Source organism: Bradyrhizobium genosp. A (assembly GCF_049949275.1).
In the GTDB taxonomy this organism is placed as follows: Bacteria; Pseudomonadota; Alphaproteobacteria; order Rhizobiales; family Xanthobacteraceae; genus Bradyrhizobium.
In genome coordinates this window covers 4560314-4575978 of sequence record NZ_CP188196.1, presented here as the reverse complement: position 1 = coordinate 4575978, position 15665 = coordinate 4560314, and the positions used below count along the sequence as shown (strand labels likewise).

Sequence of the window (15665 nt, the reverse complement as noted above, 5' to 3'; positions counted from 1 at the left end):
CGGGGCGAGGGAGGCCAGAAGGAATTCGGCTCCCGGGAGAGCACGGCATAAGCCGTCAACCCATCGCGCAGGGAAGGCCGAGTGATTGGCACCACCTGTATGCTGCTGTGCGGTTTTCTCTGCGCTACACATTCGCGCAGCGGACCGCGGGTGCGCCGTCAGCACCCGGCCTTCCCTGCGCCCTCTTGGATGGAGGGTGGAGAGATCAAGCAAAGCTCGGGCGAATTGCGTCGCGAGGCTGCGAAGGTGTGTCTGCAAGCCCCGTAGGATAGGGGACGCTGTCGATGACGCGACTCAGTTGGCTTGGGTCTCGCCATCGCGTCAAAGTTGGGCGCGCCTCTCGTGTCACAAAATCTCCAGTTGTGGATTTCTCCTCTCGCGAGGGTAACACAGTAGGCTTTTCCGTGTCCTCTGAGCCACGATTGTGCCCTCCCGGCAACATCCCCATGCGATTTAACCGTTATCGCAGTCCGTTTGCGTCGGCGCCGCTTTTTGGCCACACCTGAACATGAATAAAATCGCTCTAATGTTTCAGGGGCTGGGCTGGTCCCTTGCAGGCGGCGGGAAATCCCAAGGTCGATTCAAATCTTGGGTCTGATTTTCCGGGTCTGACAAGGGTTAGCCAAGGAAACTGGTCGCGATGGACGCCAAGACCAACATCAAACACAGGCTGCCGAGCCGTCACGTGACGGAAGGCCCTGCGCGCGCGCCCCATCGCTCCTACTTTTACGCCATGGGTCTGACCACCGAGCAGATCCACCAGCCCTTCGTCGGCGTCGCTTCGTGCTGGAACGAGGCCGCGCCCTGCAACATCGCCCTGATGCGCCAGGCGCAGGCGGTGAAGAAGGGTGTCGCATCCGCCGGCGGCACGCCCCGCGAATTCTGCACCATCACCGTGACCGACGGCATTGCCATGGGTCATGACGGCATGCGCTCGTCGCTGCCGTCGCGCGAATGCATCGCCGACTCCGTCGAGCTGACGGTGCGCGGCCACGCCTATGACGCGCTCGTCGGCCTTGCCGGCTGCGACAAGTCGCTGCCGGGCATGATGATGGCGATGGTCCGCCTCAACGTGCCCTCGATCTTCATCTACGGCGGCTCGATCCTGCCCGGCACCTTCCGCGGGCAGCAGGTCACCGTGCAGGACATGTTCGAGGCGGTCGGCAAGCACTCGGTCGGTGCCATGTCGGACGAGGACCTCGACGAGATCGAGCGCGTGGCGTGCCCCTCGGCGGGCGCCTGCGGCGCGCAGTTCACCGCCAACACCATGGCGACCGCCTCGGAAGCCATCGGCCTTGCGCTGCCTTACTCGGCCGGTGCCCCGGCACCGTATGAAATCCGCGACGCCTTCTGCATGACCGCGGGCGAGAAGGTGATGGACCTGATCGCCCAAAATATCCGGCCGCGCGACATCGTCACCCGCAAGGCGCTGGAGAACGCGGCCGCCGTGGTTGCCGCGTCCGGCGGCTCGACCAATGCTGCACTGCATTTGCCAGCCATTGCACATGAGTGCGGCATCAAGTTCGACCTGTTTGACGTCGCCGAAATCTTCAAAAAGACACCATATGTCGCGGATTTGAAGCCGGGTGGCCGTTATGTCGCCAAAGACATGTTTGAAGTTGGTGGCATACCGCTTCTGATGAAGACGCTGCTCGACAACGGATTTCTCCACGGTGACTGCCTCACCGTCACCGGTCGAACGATCGCCGAAAACCTCAAGAGCGTGAAATGGAATCCGCACCAGGACGTGGTGCACCCGGCAGACAAGCCCATCACCGTCACCGGTGGTGTGGTCGGTCTGAAGGGCAATTTGGCGCCAGAAGGTGCGATCGTGAAAGTCGCGGGAATGTCCAATCTGAGGTTCACCGGTCCGGCGCGTTGCTTCGACCGGGAAGAGGACGCCTTCGAGGCCGTCCAGAACCGCACCTACCGCGAAGGCGAAGTCATCGTGATCCGCTACGAGGGCCCCAAGGGCGGCCCCGGCATGCGGGAAATGCTCCAGACCACCGCGGCGCTGACCGGGCAGGGCATGGGCGGCAAGATCGCGCTCATCACCGACGGCCGCTTCTCCGGCGCCACCCGCGGCTTCTGCATCGGCCATGTCGGGCCTGAGGCCGCCATCGGCGGTCCGATCGCACTGTTGCAGGATGGCGACATCATCGAGATCGATGCCGTTGCCGGAATCCTTAACGTAAAATTGAGCGACGCCGAGCTCGCGCAACGCAAGACCAAATGGAGCCCTCGCGCGACTAACCATACGTCGGGCGCGCTCTGGAAATATGCTCAGCAGGTTGGACCGGCGGTCGATGGGGCAGTCACCCATCCGGGCGGCGCGCACGAGAAACAGTGCTATGCGGACATCTAGGCGTACCATCGTTGCGTTTGTGTTGGGGGCTACCGCGCTGGCCGCGCCGGCAGTCGCCTTCGACGGTGCGCCGGTCAACCCGAAGGATGCGACCATTCCTGTCGTGACCACCTTGCCCAGTGCTGCGGGCGCGGTGCGCAAGTCAGTGCCGCCGGTTGCGCCCCAGGAAACCTCGCTCAGCGCACTGCAATACGCCGCCGAGGGCGGTCATCCCATTGCGCAGTGGAAGCTCGGCCGCATGTACGCGAGTGGCGACGGCGTGGCCCAGGACGACGTGCGCGCTTTCGAATACTTTACCCGGATCGCGAATGCGCATGCCGAGGACAGCCCGTCGGCGCCGCAAGCGCAGGTCGTGGCCAACGCCTTCGTTGCGCTCGGCCGCTACTATCTGAGCGGTATCCCGAACTCGAAGATCAAGGCCGACCCGGATCGGGCGCGGGAGATGTTCTCCTACGCCGCCTCCTATTTCGGCAACGCCGATGCCCAGTACGATCTCGCCCGGCTCTATCTGAAGACGCCGGACGCCTCGCGCGAGGATTTCCGCTACGGTGCGCGCTGGCTCGGCCTCGCTGCCCAGAAGGGCCAGCATGAGGCCCAGGCGCTGCTCGGGCAGATGCTGTTCAACGGCGACCGTCTGCCGCGGCAGGCCGCGCGTGGCCTGATGTGGCTGACGCTCGCACGTGACAGCGCCGGCACTGATGAGACCTGGATCAAGGAAAACTACAACCGCGCCTTCGCCAAGGCGTCCGATGACGACCGCGCCATGTGCCTGCAAATGCTGGAGCAGTGGGTGCAGGGCCGCCGCGAGTAGGCGAGGTCCTGTAGGGTGGGCAAAGGCGCCTTGGCGCCGTGCCCACCATCCGGTTGGCGCTTACGCCGCCTCCAGATCCAGATCCGCCCACACCGGCACGTGGTCCGACGGCTTCTCCCAGGCCCGCACATAGCTGTCGATGCCGACATTGGCGAGCTTATCGCTGGCCTGGGGCGACAGCAGCAGATGGTCGATGCGCAGGCCCTGGTTCTTCTGCCAGGCGCCGGCCTGGTAGTCCCAGAAGGTGTAGAGCCCGGGCTCGTCGGTGACCGCGCGCAAGGCATCGGTCAAGCCGAGGCCGAGCAGGGACTGGAAGCTCTCCCGCGTCTCGGCCTTGAACAGGGCGTCCTCGGTCCAGGCGGCGGGATTGTGGACGTCGCGGGCCTGCGGAATGACGTTGAAGTCACCTGCGAGGATCAGCGGCTCCTCGGTCTTAAGGCGCTCCTTCGAATACTCAAGAAGCCGCGACATCCATTTGAGCTTGTAGGGATATTTCTCGGTCCCGACCGGGTTGCCGTTGGGCAGATAGAGGCAGGCGATGCGCAGCACCCCGCGCTTCAGCGTCACCACGCCCTCGAGGAAACGGGCATGCGCATCCTCGTCGTCGCCGGCAAGCCCCGACTTGGTCTCATCGAACTTGAGCTTGGAGAGCAGCGCCACGCCGTTGAACGTCTTCTGCCCGTGGGTCACCACGTTATAGCCGAGCGCTTCGATCTCCAGCCGCGGGAAGGCTTCGTCGACGCATTTGATCTCCTGGAGGCAGACGACGTCCGGCTGGCACTCCTTCAGCCAGGTCAGCAGGAGATCGATCCGCTGCCGGACCGAATTCACGTTCCAGGTGGCAACTCTGATGGGCATCGGTGAGGGCTCCGGGCAGGGGCCATGGTTAGAACAAAATGCAAACGTGCCCGTCAAGGACGCCGCAAAATCTCCCACAAAATTAACCCGGCTTAAGCCGGCCCTGGGCCATTGATGCCGAAAGGGTTTTTCGAATGGGATGGCCGCACAAATCATCACAGCGCACTGAGCCGCAAGCCGGCCTGATCGGCGCGTTCCTGTACTGGCTCGGCGGCTTCGAGATCGAGGACGGCCTGACCGCCGATCTCAGCGAGCGCGAGTTGCGCCGCATCCGCGCCAAGCAGATCGACGCGGTGATGCGGGCAGTCCCGGTGACGATGGCCGTCACCATGCTCAACGTCGCCATCGTGCTGATCCTGTTCTGGGGCCGGGGCTGGAACGATTTCCTCGCGATCTGGGGCATGACGCTTGCGGCCACCGCCTCGCTCGCGGTGAGGGCGTGGCGGCGCGCGCAGCAGAATCCGCCGCAGGAAGCTTCACGCCGCGCGACGCGGCAAATGATGCGGCAGGCATTCTTCCTGGCCGCTGTCTGGGGCACGCTGCCGCTCGCATTGTTCAGCCGCGTCGGGCCGACCAGCCAGCTGATCCTGGCCTGCCTGATGGTCGGCATGATGTCCGGCGGCGCCTTCACGCTGTCGACTTTCCCGCGCGCCGGCCTTGTCTATCTCGCGACCGTGACGGTCGCCTGCGCCGGCGCAATGCTGTTGTGCGGTGCTGGTCCGTATGCCCTGACCGCGGTGTTCCTGCTGCTGTTTGCGTTCTTCATGGCGCGCAACATCGTCTCGCAGGGCAATCTGTTCCTCGGCAATCTCAAGGCCCAGCTCGAGCTCGAACGCCAGACCGAGATCATCTCGCTGCTGCTGAAGGATTTTCAGGAGAACGCCAGCGACTGGCTGTGGCAAACCGATGCCGAAGGGCATCTCACCGACGTGCCGCAACGCTTCGCCGATGTCGCGCAATTGCCGCTTCCGCTGCTGAAGGGATCGCCTTTCGCCGACGTGCTCGACATGCTGTGCCCCGAAGACAAGGCGGCGGCCTACAATGTCGTTGGCCTGATGGAGCACGCCGAGCCGCTGCACGAGATGAACCTCAAGGTCGTCGCCGGCGGCGAGGCGCGGCTGTGGTCGCTGACGGCGAAGCCGGCCCATGACCGTGATGGCCAGTTTCTCGGCTATCGCGGCTTCGGCCGCGACGTCACCGAGCGCTGGCGCGCGGAAAAGGCAGAGGCCGAGAGCCGCGCGAAGTCGGATTTTCTCGCCGTGATGAGCCACGAGATCCGCACGCCCATGAACGGTGTGCTCGGGCTTGCCAGCATGCTGCTCGAAACAAAACTCGATCCGGAGCAGCGCGAAGCCGTCACCACGATCCGCGAGTCCGGTGACAACCTCCAGCGCATCCTCAACGACATCCTCGATCTGTCCAAGCTCGAGGCCGGGCGCTTCGCGTTCGAGGCGATCGACTTTGCGCCGCAGACGCTGGTCGAGACGGTCGCGACCGTGGTGCGCGCAAGCGCCAAGAGCAAGGGGCTCGCGGTCAAGGTCGAGCTCGACCCGAACCTGCCGCCGACGCTGCGTGGCGACGTCGCGCGCATCCGCCAGGTGCTGCTCAATCTCGCCTCCAATGCGGTGAAGTTCACCGACCAGGGCGGGGTGACGATCAAGGCCATCTGCCAGGCGCGGCGCGATCTGCTCGCGACCGTCGAATGGACCGTGAGCGATAGCGGCATCGGAATTGCGCCCGAGAAGCTCGGGCAGTTGTTCTCGGATTTCGCCCAAGCCGATGCCTCGATCAGCCGCCGCTTCGGCGGCACTGGGCTGGGCCTCGCGATCTCCCGGCGCATCATCGAGCAGATGGGCGGCACGATCGGCGTCGCCTCGACGCCGGGCGAAGGCTCGACCTTCCGCTTCACGCTGGTGCTGCCGTGGAGCCTGGCGCAGACGTCCAGTCAGGACGCGGGCCGCGATGAAGCCGACGAGCTCAAGGCTCGCATCACAAGCCTCGACCGGCCGCTGAAGGTGCTGGTTGCCGAGGACGACGCCGTCAACCGCATGGTCGTGAGCAAGATGCTAGGAGCCTTCGAGGTCGAGCTCCGGGTCGTCGCCGACGGCGTCGAGGCCGTCGCGGCTGTCTCCGAAGGCGATTACGACCTCGTGCTGATGGACGTGCGCATGCCCGAGATGGATGGCCTTGCCGCGACCCGGGCGATCCGCGCGGAAGGCGGGCGCTTCGCGGCCTTGCCGATCATCGCACTGACCGCCAACGCCTTCCCCGAAGACGTCAAGATCTGCCGCGAGGCCGGCATGTCGGACTTCCTGGCGAAGCCGCTACGGAAGCCGGCGCTGGCCGCAGCCTTGCTGCGCGCGCTGGACGGTTACGTGATGGCAGAGGACGCGTCGCTCCAGCCGGAGCTGATGCCGATCGATGTCGAGTGGACGGATGAGGAAAGGCAGATGACCGGCGCGTGAGGCCGGTCAGATCGAGAAGCTGGTGCCGCAGCCGCAGGACGCCGTCGCGTTGGGATTGTTGACGCGGAATGAGGCGCCGATCAAATCGTCGACGAAATCCACCTGCGAGCCCGCCAGAAACGGTTGCGAGGCGGAATCGACCAGCACCACCGCGTTCTCCTGCTCGATGACGAGATCGTCATCGGTGCGGTCGCGGTCGATGTCGAACTTGTACTGGAAGCCGGAGCAGCCGCCGCCCTCGACCGAGATGCGCAGCATCGCGCCTGTGCCTTCGCCCCTGAGGATCTCCCCAATCCGGCGTGCGGCGCGGTCACTGATGGTCACAGCAGTCGTCATGGCTCGTCTCCGATAGGCCCGCGGTCATACCAACTTCACTCGCCCAATTCATTTGGTATCCCGCGTCCGGCATAGTTAAGTGCAAGGATACGCAGAATCAAATGGATAGGGACTAAATTCGTCGTGTCCGTTGGAATGGCAGCCCCCCATGCGCCCTATGCCTGCGACCCCGATCGCAGCCGCGGCCGGCTGGTCGCCGAGCCGCCGAGCCGGACCCGGAGCCCGTTCCGGCGCGATTGCGACCGGGTGATCCACTCGACCGCGTTCCGTCGCCTGAAGTACAAGACCCAGGTATTCGTGTTCCATGAAGGCGACCATTACCGCACCCGGCTGACCCATTCGCTGGAGGTGGCTCAGATCGCCCGTGCGCTGGCGCGCCAGCTTGGGCTGGACGAGGACCTCACGGAAACCCTGGCGCTCGCCCACGATCTCGGCCATCCGCCGTTCGGCCATGCCGGCGAGCGGGCGCTGGACGCCTGCCTGAAGGATTTCGGCGGCTTCGATCACAACGCCCAGGCACTTCGCGTGGTCGGCTCGCTGGAGCACCGCTATCCCGAATTCGACGGGCTCAACCTCACCTGGGAGTCGCTGGAGGGCATCGTCAAGCACAACGGTCCGCTGACCGATCGCAGCGGCGCGCCGGTCGGGCGCTACCGCGAGCACGGCATTCCCGTCGGCATCGCCGACTATATCAAGACCTATGATCTCGAACTCTGGAGCTTCGCCTCGCTGGAAGCGCAGGTCGCCGCGATCGCCGACGACATCGCCTACGACGCCCACGATATCGACGACGGTCTGCGCGCCGGCCTGTTCCATCTCGACGATCTCAAGGTCATGCCGCTCACCGCGGAGATCATCGCCGAGACCTCGGCGCATTATCCCGATCTCGAAGACGTCAGGCGCGGCGCCGAACTGGTGCGCGAGTTGATCTCGCATTTGATCGGCGCGGTATTCGCGGAGGCGCAGAAGAACATCGCCGCCGTCCGGCCGCAATCGGCCCAGGACGTGCGCCAGCAGAGCCGGGCGCTGATCGGGTTCCCAGCCGGCGTCGCCGAGGAAGAGGCCGCCATCAAGCGATTTCTCTACGGACACATGTACCGCCACAAGCGGGTGATGCGGGTGATGGCGGAGGCGGAACAGATTCTGTTCGACTTGTTCGCAAAGTACCTGACATCGCCGGCCGACCTGCCCCCGGAATGGCTGGTCGGGGCGGAGGCGGACGACGAGGGCGACCGGGCCCGCCGGATCGGCAATTTCATTGCCGGAATGACCGACCGTTTCGCCCTGACCGAACACCAGCGGCTCTTTGACTCGACCCCGGATTTGCGTTAGGCGGCGCCCATGCCCGACACATCCTCAGCACCGCATTTGTTCGCCGACGTGCTCGCACGCGTGCACGCCGCCTGCCGCGCGCTCGCGGAAGCCAACTGGCCCGAGGGCATCGATTTCTCGCGCGTGGTGGTCGAGCCGCCGCGCGATGCGACCCACGGCGACATGGCGACCAACGCCGCCATGGTGCTTGCGAAAGAGGCAAAGGCCAAGCCGCGCGACCTCGCCGAGCAGATCGCCGAGCAGCTCCGCTCTGATGTGCTGATCGCCAAGGTCGACGTTGCCGGTCCCGGCTTCATCAATTTGACGCTGAAACCCGCCGCGTGGGCGGAGGCGCTGCGGACGGTGCTGCGTGAGGGCGCCGATTACGGCCGCGTTCGCGGCGGCTCCAAGGTCAATGTCGAATACGTCTCGGCCAATCCGACCGGACCGATGCATGTCGGCCACTGCCGCGGCGCCGTGTTCGGCGACGCGCTGGCGAGCCTGCTGCAGTTCGGCGGCCACGACGTCACCCGCGAATATTACATCAACGATGCCGGCGCGCAGGTCGACGTGCTCGCGCGTTCCGCCTTTCTCAGATACCGCGAGGCGCTCGGCGAGGACATCGGTGCGATCCCGGAAGGCCTCTATCCCGGCGACTATCTAAAGCCGGTCGGGCAGGCGCTGGCGAAGGAGCATGGCGACAAACTGCTCGCGATGGGCGAGGCCGCGTGGCTGCCGACGGTGAGGGCCAAGGCGATCGCGATGATGATGGACGAGATTAGGGACGATCTGGCCGCCCTCAACATACGGCACGACGTCTTCTTCTCCGAGCGCTCGCTAATCGAGACCGGCAACAACAAGGTTGCCGAGACCATCGACTTCCTGAAGGCCAAGGGCGATATCTATGAAGGCCGCCTGCCGCCGCCGAAGGGCGCACCGGTCGAGGACTGGGAAGACCGCGAACAGTTGCTGTTCAAGGCGACCGCCTACGGCGACGATGTCGATCGTCCGCTGATCAAGTCGGACAATTCCTACACCTACTTCGCCTCCGACATCGCCTACCACAAGAACAAGTTCGACCGTGGTTTTGCGGAGATGATCGACGTCTGGGGCGCCGATCACGGCGGCTACATCAAGCGCATGCAGGCGGCGGTGAAGGCGACGACCTCTGGTAAGGGCGCGCTCGACGTCAAGATCGTCCAGCTCGTGAAGTTGCTGCGCAACGGCGAGCCGGTGAAAATGTCCAAGCGGAGCGGAGACTTCGTCACCTTGCGTGAGGTGGTGGATGAAGTCGGCCAGGACGCTGTCCGCTTCATGATGCTCTACCGCAAGAACGACGCGGTGCTGGATTTCGATCTCGCCAAGGTCATGGAACAGTCGCGCGACAACCCGGTGTTCTACGTCCAGTACGGCCACGCCCGCGGCCATTCGATCTTCCGCAACGCGCGGGCCGAAGTGTTCCCGGAACTGCCGGACGATTCGGGCAAGCGGATCGCCTGGCTCAGTGAGTCGGCGGTGGAACGGCTGTCGGACCCCGTCGAGCTCGACCTTCTCAAGCGTCTCGCAATTTATCCGAGGATGCTGGAAGCGGCCGCCGCGGCCCATGAGCCGCACCGAATTGCCTTCTATCTCTATGATTTAGCCAGCGAATTTCATGCACTTTGGACGAAGGGGCGCGATTTGCCCTATTTACGCTTCATTATCAATAATGATGCAGATCTAACGAAGGCGCGACTGGCCATGGTCCAGGGCGTCGTCTCCGTCCTGGCATCGGGCCTCGCCATCCTCGGCGTCCATGCTCCGGACGAGATGCGGTAGTTTGGGGCGAACTACTTAAGGGGAATTTTGGGGGTAACCGGCAGAAGCCGGATCGCTTAGACTTGGTTGAAAGCCTTGTGGGTCGAAAGCCGTGCCTTGGTCGAGGGGCGCGCGGCTTTCCCGAAGGGACGCATCATCACGATGGCCGAACGATATCACGACAGACAGTTTCCCTCCGACGACTATGGTCGCGGCGCCGACCAGCATGGCAAGGCGGAGAACGATCCCTTGGCCGAGCTCGCCCGCCTGATCGGACAAACCGATCCGTTCGCAGCACAGGGCCGCCCAAATGCGCGGCCGGCAGCAGCGCCAGCGCCCGCACAAACTTATCAGGACGACGATTATTCGCAGGACGACGATCAGCAGGACTACGCCGAGCAAGCCGCCGCGCCTCAGCCGGGTCCGCCGTCATGGATGCGGCGCGCCAACGTGCAACCGCAGCCGGCGTCCGAGCCTGACTACCCCGTCGCCGTGAATCCCGTTCATCCGCTGCATCGCTATTCAGCCCAGCCGGCTGCGCCGGAGCCTGAGTTTCATCAGCCGCAGGCCTATCAGGACCGCGCCTACCAGGATCAGGCTTACCAGCATCAGGCCTACCATCAGGAGCAGGCTCAGGATCAAGCCTACGAGGCGCCGCACGAGCAACCCGATCCGGCGCGTTACGATGATGCGCTGTACGGACGCCTCGAGTCGGGCGAGCAGGATTTTCAGCGTGAGCCGGCCTATCCCGACGATCCTTACGCGTTCCAGAGCGACTATCCCGAGGCCGATCTCGACGAGCCCAGGAAATCGCGCGGCGGCATGATGACGGTCGCCGCGATCCTCGCGCTGGCCGTGGTCGGAACTGGCGCTGCCTTCGCCTACAAGACCTATGTCGGCTCGCCCCGCAGCGGCGAGCCGCCAATCATCAAGGCCGACAATACCCCGACCAAGATCGTGCCGGCGCCATCGGACTCTTCGGCCAAGGTGCCGGACCGCATGGTGAGCGGCGATGGTAGCGAGAAGATCGTGCCGCGCGAGGAGGCGCCCGTCGACGTCAACACCAAGGCAGCCGGTCCGCGCGTGGTGTTTCCGCCGCTGAACCAGAATGCGAACCCGCCGCCGGTTGCGAGCGTGTCGTCGTCCAACGTTCCGCCACCGAATGCCGGTCCGATCCCAAGCAACGGGACGATGCCGAACAGTGCGCCACGCTCAGTCAAGGTCGTGGTTGTGAAGGGTGACCAGACCGACAGCGCCGCGCCGCAGGCCGCCGCGCCGTCAACGGCCAAGCCGGCCGCGCCGCCGAAGCCGGCCGCGCCGCATACGCCGCCGACCTCGGCCAATGCCAGCGCCAACCAGCCCCTCTCGCTGGCGCCGCAGGCTGCGCCGGCCCAACCGCCGCAGCGTATGGCCGCCACCAATCCGACCCAAATTGCACCCGCGCCCAGCGGCGGTGGCGGCTTCGTCGTGCAGGTGTCCTCGCAGCAGAGCGAGGATAGCGCCGCGGCGTCCTACCGGGTGCTCCAGAGCAAATATGGCAGCGTACTCGGCGGCCGCTCGCCGGTTATCAAGCGTGTCGATCTGACCGATAAGGGCAAAGGTATCGTCTACCGTGCCTTCGCCGGACCGTATGGCTCGGCCGACGAGGCGGTGCAGGCCTGCAACAATCTGAAGTCGGCTGGCCTGCCGTCCTGCTTCGTCCAGAGGAATTAGCGGCCGTTTCCTTGACCCCCTCCCGGGGCAGGGTTAATCGGCCCTATGAGCACGCGGGCCTTCAATACCGGCGTATCCGGAACGGAACTGACCGCCGCCGAGCTGGCGTTTGGCTGTGCCGAATGCTCATGGGACCTCATTCCCTTCAGGCGTAGTATCGAAATTTCCACGCAAGTCACGGTGCTACTTAAGGAATTGACGGTCACGGGGTTGACCGCGGCCAATCTCGGCAGTCTCAGCATTCCCGTGGATGGCGCCGCCGACCCCGCCCATCCGGTGACGACTTCTGCGACAATGATTGCTCAGCTGATTCGCAGCGCAGTCGGGTTCCAGGATTTGTTAATGAGTGATGACGTGCCGATGAACGCGCTGGCGGGAGGCATCGCCGAGCGTATTCGCGCCATGTTCGCGGCCGGCTGCGACACGACGCTTCACAGCAATGACAATGCGGAACTGGACGCATTGACCGCAACCACGGCATCCGCATGACCGCAGAAATCCTATCGTTTGAAACCGGGCGGCCCGCAGAGCTGGCCGAGGGCGAGCCGGCGTTGGTGGTCGACGTCGAGGGCTACGAAGGCCCGCTCGATCTCCTGCTCGCGCTGGCGCGGCAGCAGAAGGTCGATCTCGCCAAGATCTCGATCCTGGCGCTGGCCGACCAGTACCTTCACTTCATCGAAGCTGCGCGAAAGATCCGGCTCGAGCTTGCGGCGGACTATCTCGTGATGGCCGCTTGGCTGGCCTTCCTGAAGTCGCGCCTGCTGCTGCCGGAGCCGCCGAGCGCGGAGGGTCCCAGCGCCGAGGAAATGGCAACTGCGCTCGCCAATCGTCTGCGCCGCCTGGAAGCCATTCGCGAAGCCGCCAACCGGTTAATGAACAGGCCGCAGCTCCAGCGGGACATCTTCCCGCGCGGCGAGCCCGAGCAGATCGCCGAGATCCGGCATCCGAAATACACGGCTACGCTGTACGACCTGCTCACAGCCTATGCCTCACAGCGCCAGTCGCGCGTGCTGGCGAGCGTGCATCTGGCCAAGCGCACGGTGTGGTCGCTCGCCGAGGCGCGCGCCACGCTGGAGCGGCTGGTCGGCAGCATCACCGAGCGGGACGATTGGGGCGTGCTCGACGATTTCCTGATCCGTCACGTCGCCGATCCGACGCAGCGCGCGACGGTGTTCGCCTCGAGCTTCGCCGCCGCGCTCGAGCTGGTGCGTGAAGGTCAGCTCGAGCTGAACCAGAAACAGGCGTTTGCGCCCATCTATTTCCGGAAGGGGCGCCCGAAGCCGGTCGTGGACGCAGCTCCTGCGCCCGATGCGCCGGTCGGTTAAGTGCAAGAAGGAGAAGCTGCCATGGCAAGCCTGGCTGAAGTGCGGGTAGAAGAGGCCGAGCCGATGGAGAACGAATCCCAGGCACGTCCCGAAGAATTGCGGCTGCTGGAAGCGCTGCTGTTTGCTTCGAACGAACCACTGGATACGGCGACGCTGGCCAAGCGCATGCCTGAGGGTGTCGACGTGAAGGCTGCGCTCGAGCAGCTCCAGGCCGACTACGCCTTGCGGGGCGTGAACCTCGTGCGGGTCGCCAACAAATGGACGTTCCGCACCGCCGGCGATCTTGCCTGGCTGATGACGCGCGAGAGCACCGAAACCCGCCGCCTGTCGCGTGCGGCCATCGAGGTGCTGGCGATCATCGCCTATCACCAGCCGGTGACGCGTGCCGAGATCGAAGAGATCCGCGGCGTCGTGACCTCCAAGGGCACGCTCGACGTGCTGCTGGAGACCGGCTGGATCAAGCCGCGTGGCCGTCGCAAGACACCCGGCCGCCCGCTGACCTTCGGAACCACCGAGGATTTCCTGTCGCAGTTCACCCTGGAACAGCTTGGCGATCTGCCAGGCCTGGAAGAGCTGAAGGGCACGGGACTGCTGGATTCGCGCCTGCCGACTGGCTTCAGCGTGCCGACGCCCTCGGATGACCCGCAGCTGCGTGAGGACGAGGATCCGCTGGAACCCGGCGAGGACCTCGATCTGGCGCTGGCGCCGGCGGTCGAACCCGAAACACCGCCGGAGGGCGGCGAGGGCGGAAGCGAGGAGTGATCCTCCGGCTCTTCGGCAGGCCCCCTGCGACCAGTTAACACTAGCAAGATTACGTAGCGCCAACAGCGAATTGGCGCTGCCTTGGTCCTTGTTTTTGAGGCCTGCGAAGCCTACGTTCCGGTCAAGATCGGCCGGGTCTCGGCCATGCGCGTTTGGAGGGTTGCAGGATGGGTTCACTTAGCATTTGGCACTGGATCCTGGTGATCGCAGTGGTCCTGTTGCTGTTCGGCCGCGGCAAGATTTCGGATCTGATGGGCGACGTGGCGCAGGGCATCAAGGCCTTCAAGAAGGGCATGCAGGACGACGACAAGCCCGCCGAGAAGCAGGAGCCCTCGAAATCCATCGAGCACAATGCGGCGCCGACCGCGGCACGGTCCGACGTCGGCAGCAAGGCCGTCTGAGCCAGGAGCACGCGAGACGCGGGAAACGCACCCGATCCTGCGCGTGAGGGATTGGGCCGGTCGTGGCTTCGCGTGAACGGAAGACGTCATGTTCGACATCGGGTGGAGTGAGCTGGTTTTGATCGGGGTCGTGGCCCTGGTCGCCATTGGCCCGAAAGAGCTGCCGGGCGTGCTGCGCATGGTCGGCCAATGGATGGGCAAGGCCCGCAAGATGGCCGCCGAATTCCAGGGCCAGTTCCAGGAGGCGATGCGCGAGGCCGAGATGGCTGACCTCAAGAAGAGCTTTGACGAGGTCAAGGAAGCCGCCTCCGGCTTCACCGGCGGCGGTCTGATGACCTCGCTGCAGAAGGACGTCAGCGACGCGCTGCGCGTCGATGCGCTCGACAAGCCGGCAGAGACTACCGCGACTGGTGCGATCGAACCGCCGGCAAGCCCGACTACGCCTGAAGCGCCGACGCCGGAGACCTTCGTGGAAGCCGAGGCACATGCGGCCCTGAACGAGCCGCTCGCCATCACCCGTGAGGTCGAGCAGACACCGGTTGCGCAGGACACTGTTACACAAGACACGGCGCCGGAAGCGATCAAGGACGCCAAAGCGTCATGAGCGACGCCGATATCGAGGCCAGCAAGGCCCCGCTGATGGACCATCTGATCGAGCTGCGGTCGCGGCTGATCAAGGCGCTGCTCGGATTCGGCGTAGCTTTCATCTGCTGCTTCTTCTTTGCCAAGCAGATCTACAACGTGCTGGTCTGGCCGTTCGTGTGGGTCGCGGGGCCTGAGAACTCGAAATTCATCTACACGGCGCTGCTGGAATATTTCATCACCCAGCTCAAGCTCGCGCTGTTCGGCGCCGGCTTCATCTCGTTCCCGATCGTTGCGACGCAGATCTACGCGTTCGTCGCGCCGGGCCTTTACAAGCACGAGAAGCAGGCTTTCCTGCCTTATCTGGTCGCGACCCCGTTCTTCTTCGTTCTGGGATCAATGCTGGTCTATTTCGTCGTGCTGCCGATGCTGGTCCGTTTTTCACTTGGCATGCAGCAGTCGGGCGGCGAGGAGACCGCGCAGATTCAGCTCCTGCCCAAGGTCGGCGAATATCTGTCGCTGACGATGTCGTTGATCTTCGCGTTCGGCATCGCCTTCCAGCTTCCGGTGATCCTCACGCTTCTGGGCCGGATCGGCATCGTCTCGGCGAAGATGCTGCGTGAAAAACGCCGCTATTTCATCGTGCTCGCCTTCATCATCGCGGCCGTCCTGACGCCGCCGGACATCCTGAGCCAGTGCTCGCTCGCGATTCCCCTGCTGGCGCTCTACGAGGGCTCGATCATCGCAGTCTCCATGGTGGAGAAGAAGGCAGCCGCCTCGCAGTCCACGACCGGCACCGACGCGTCGACGCCGGCCAACCCGGCGGAGTAGGGCGGCTAGCCTCGCTGTCGTTCCCCGAGAAGGCGGGGAGACCAATACGCCGCGGCCCCCCTCGAAGAATCACCACCATCACTGGAATACTGAATCGCCTTTCGTGGC

13 protein-coding genes and 1 pseudogene are annotated in these 15665 nt (G+C 64.6%); 12 read left to right on the top strand and 2 right to left on the bottom strand.

Features of this window, described 5'->3' with window-relative positions:
• Positions 1 to 640: 640 nt before the first annotated feature.
• Positions 641 to 2365 carry a dihydroxy-acid dehydratase gene (gene ilvD, locus ACP2YP_RS21260; protein ID WP_426418317.1) on the top strand — a complete coding sequence of 575 codons (1725 nt, stop codon included), beginning with the start codon at positions 641 to 643 and terminating at the stop codon, positions 2363 to 2365.
• The gene (locus ACP2YP_RS21255) at positions 2352 to 3176 is read left to right on the top strand and encodes a tetratricopeptide repeat protein (protein WP_426418316.1); all 825 of its coding nucleotides are present in this window, start codon (positions 2352 to 2354) and stop codon (positions 3174 to 3176) included. Before ilvD ends, ACP2YP_RS21255 begins: the two co-directional genes overlap by 14 nt.
• A gap of 60 nt (positions 3177 to 3236) precedes the next feature.
• Here the strand turns inward: ACP2YP_RS21255 and xth are convergent, their stop codons facing one another.
• Positions 3237 to 4034 (bottom strand): exodeoxyribonuclease III, encoded by a 798-nt coding sequence (gene xth / locus ACP2YP_RS21250; RefSeq protein WP_426418315.1) that lies wholly within the window; start codon positions 4032 to 4034, stop codon positions 3237 to 3239.
• Positions 4035 to 4168: 134 nt separating this feature from the next.
• On the opposite strand from xth, the gene ACP2YP_RS21245 reads away from it, so the two are divergent.
• Positions 4169 to 6499: an ATP-binding protein gene (locus ACP2YP_RS21245; RefSeq protein WP_426418314.1), complete on the top strand. Its 2331-nt coding sequence runs from the start codon at positions 4169 to 4171 to the stop codon at positions 6497 to 6499.
• A gap of 6 nt (positions 6500 to 6505) precedes the next feature.
• On the opposite strand, the gene erpA is transcribed toward ACP2YP_RS21245, so the two are convergent.
• Complete coding sequence (erpA, locus tag ACP2YP_RS21240; RefSeq protein ID WP_426418313.1) at positions 6506 to 6835, bottom strand: iron-sulfur cluster insertion protein ErpA; 330 nt, start codon at positions 6833 to 6835, stop codon at positions 6506 to 6508.
• A 123-nt stretch (positions 6836 to 6958) separates the two neighbouring features.
• Between erpA and ACP2YP_RS21235 the strand changes: the two genes are divergently transcribed.
• The 9 genes and pseudogenes from ACP2YP_RS21235 to tatC all read left to right on the top strand — a co-directional run bounded on the left by ACP2YP_RS21235 (position 6959) and on the right by tatC (position 15557).
• A complete protein-coding gene (locus tag ACP2YP_RS21235) occupies positions 6959 to 8167 on the top strand; it encodes a deoxyguanosinetriphosphate triphosphohydrolase (protein ID WP_426418312.1) in 1209 nt (402 codons plus the stop codon).
• Positions 8168 to 8176: 9 nt separating this feature from the next.
• Complete coding sequence (gene argS / locus ACP2YP_RS21230; protein ID WP_426418311.1) at positions 8177 to 9964, top strand: arginine--tRNA ligase; 1788 nt, start codon at positions 8177 to 8179, stop codon at positions 9962 to 9964.
• Between the two features lie 141 nt (positions 9965 to 10105).
• Positions 10106 to 11656, top strand: coding sequence for an SPOR domain-containing protein (locus tag ACP2YP_RS21225; protein ID WP_426426216.1), 1551 nt, complete (start codon positions 10106 to 10108; stop codon positions 11654 to 11656).
• 45 nt (positions 11657 to 11701) lie between these two features.
• Positions 11702 to 12109, top strand: a pseudogene (locus ACP2YP_RS21220) (hypothetical protein); the annotation flags it as partial.
• A 32-nt stretch (positions 12110 to 12141) separates the two neighbouring features.
• Positions 12142 to 12981: a segregation and condensation protein A gene (locus ACP2YP_RS21215; protein WP_426418310.1), complete on the top strand. Its 840-nt coding sequence runs from the start codon at positions 12142 to 12144 to the stop codon at positions 12979 to 12981.
• Positions 12982 to 13002: 21 nt separating this feature from the next.
• Positions 13003 to 13743, top strand: a complete 741-nt coding sequence (gene scpB / locus ACP2YP_RS21210; RefSeq protein WP_426418309.1) for an SMC-Scp complex subunit ScpB — start codon at positions 13003 to 13005, stop codon at positions 13741 to 13743.
• Positions 13744 to 13910: 167 nt separating this feature from the next.
• Entirely contained in the window at positions 13911 to 14144 is a 234-nt protein-coding gene (locus tag ACP2YP_RS21205; protein ID WP_027529733.1) for a twin-arginine translocase TatA/TatE family subunit, read from the top strand.
• Between the two features lie 88 nt (positions 14145 to 14232).
• Positions 14233 to 14748, top strand: coding sequence for a Sec-independent protein translocase protein TatB (gene tatB / locus ACP2YP_RS21200; RefSeq protein ID WP_426418308.1), 516 nt, complete (start codon positions 14233 to 14235; stop codon positions 14746 to 14748).
• Entirely contained in the window at positions 14745 to 15557 is an 813-nt protein-coding gene (gene tatC / locus ACP2YP_RS21195; protein ID WP_426418307.1) for a twin-arginine translocase subunit TatC, read from the top strand. Before tatB ends, tatC begins: the two co-directional genes overlap by 4 nt.
• Positions 15558 to 15665: the final 108 nt, after the last annotated feature.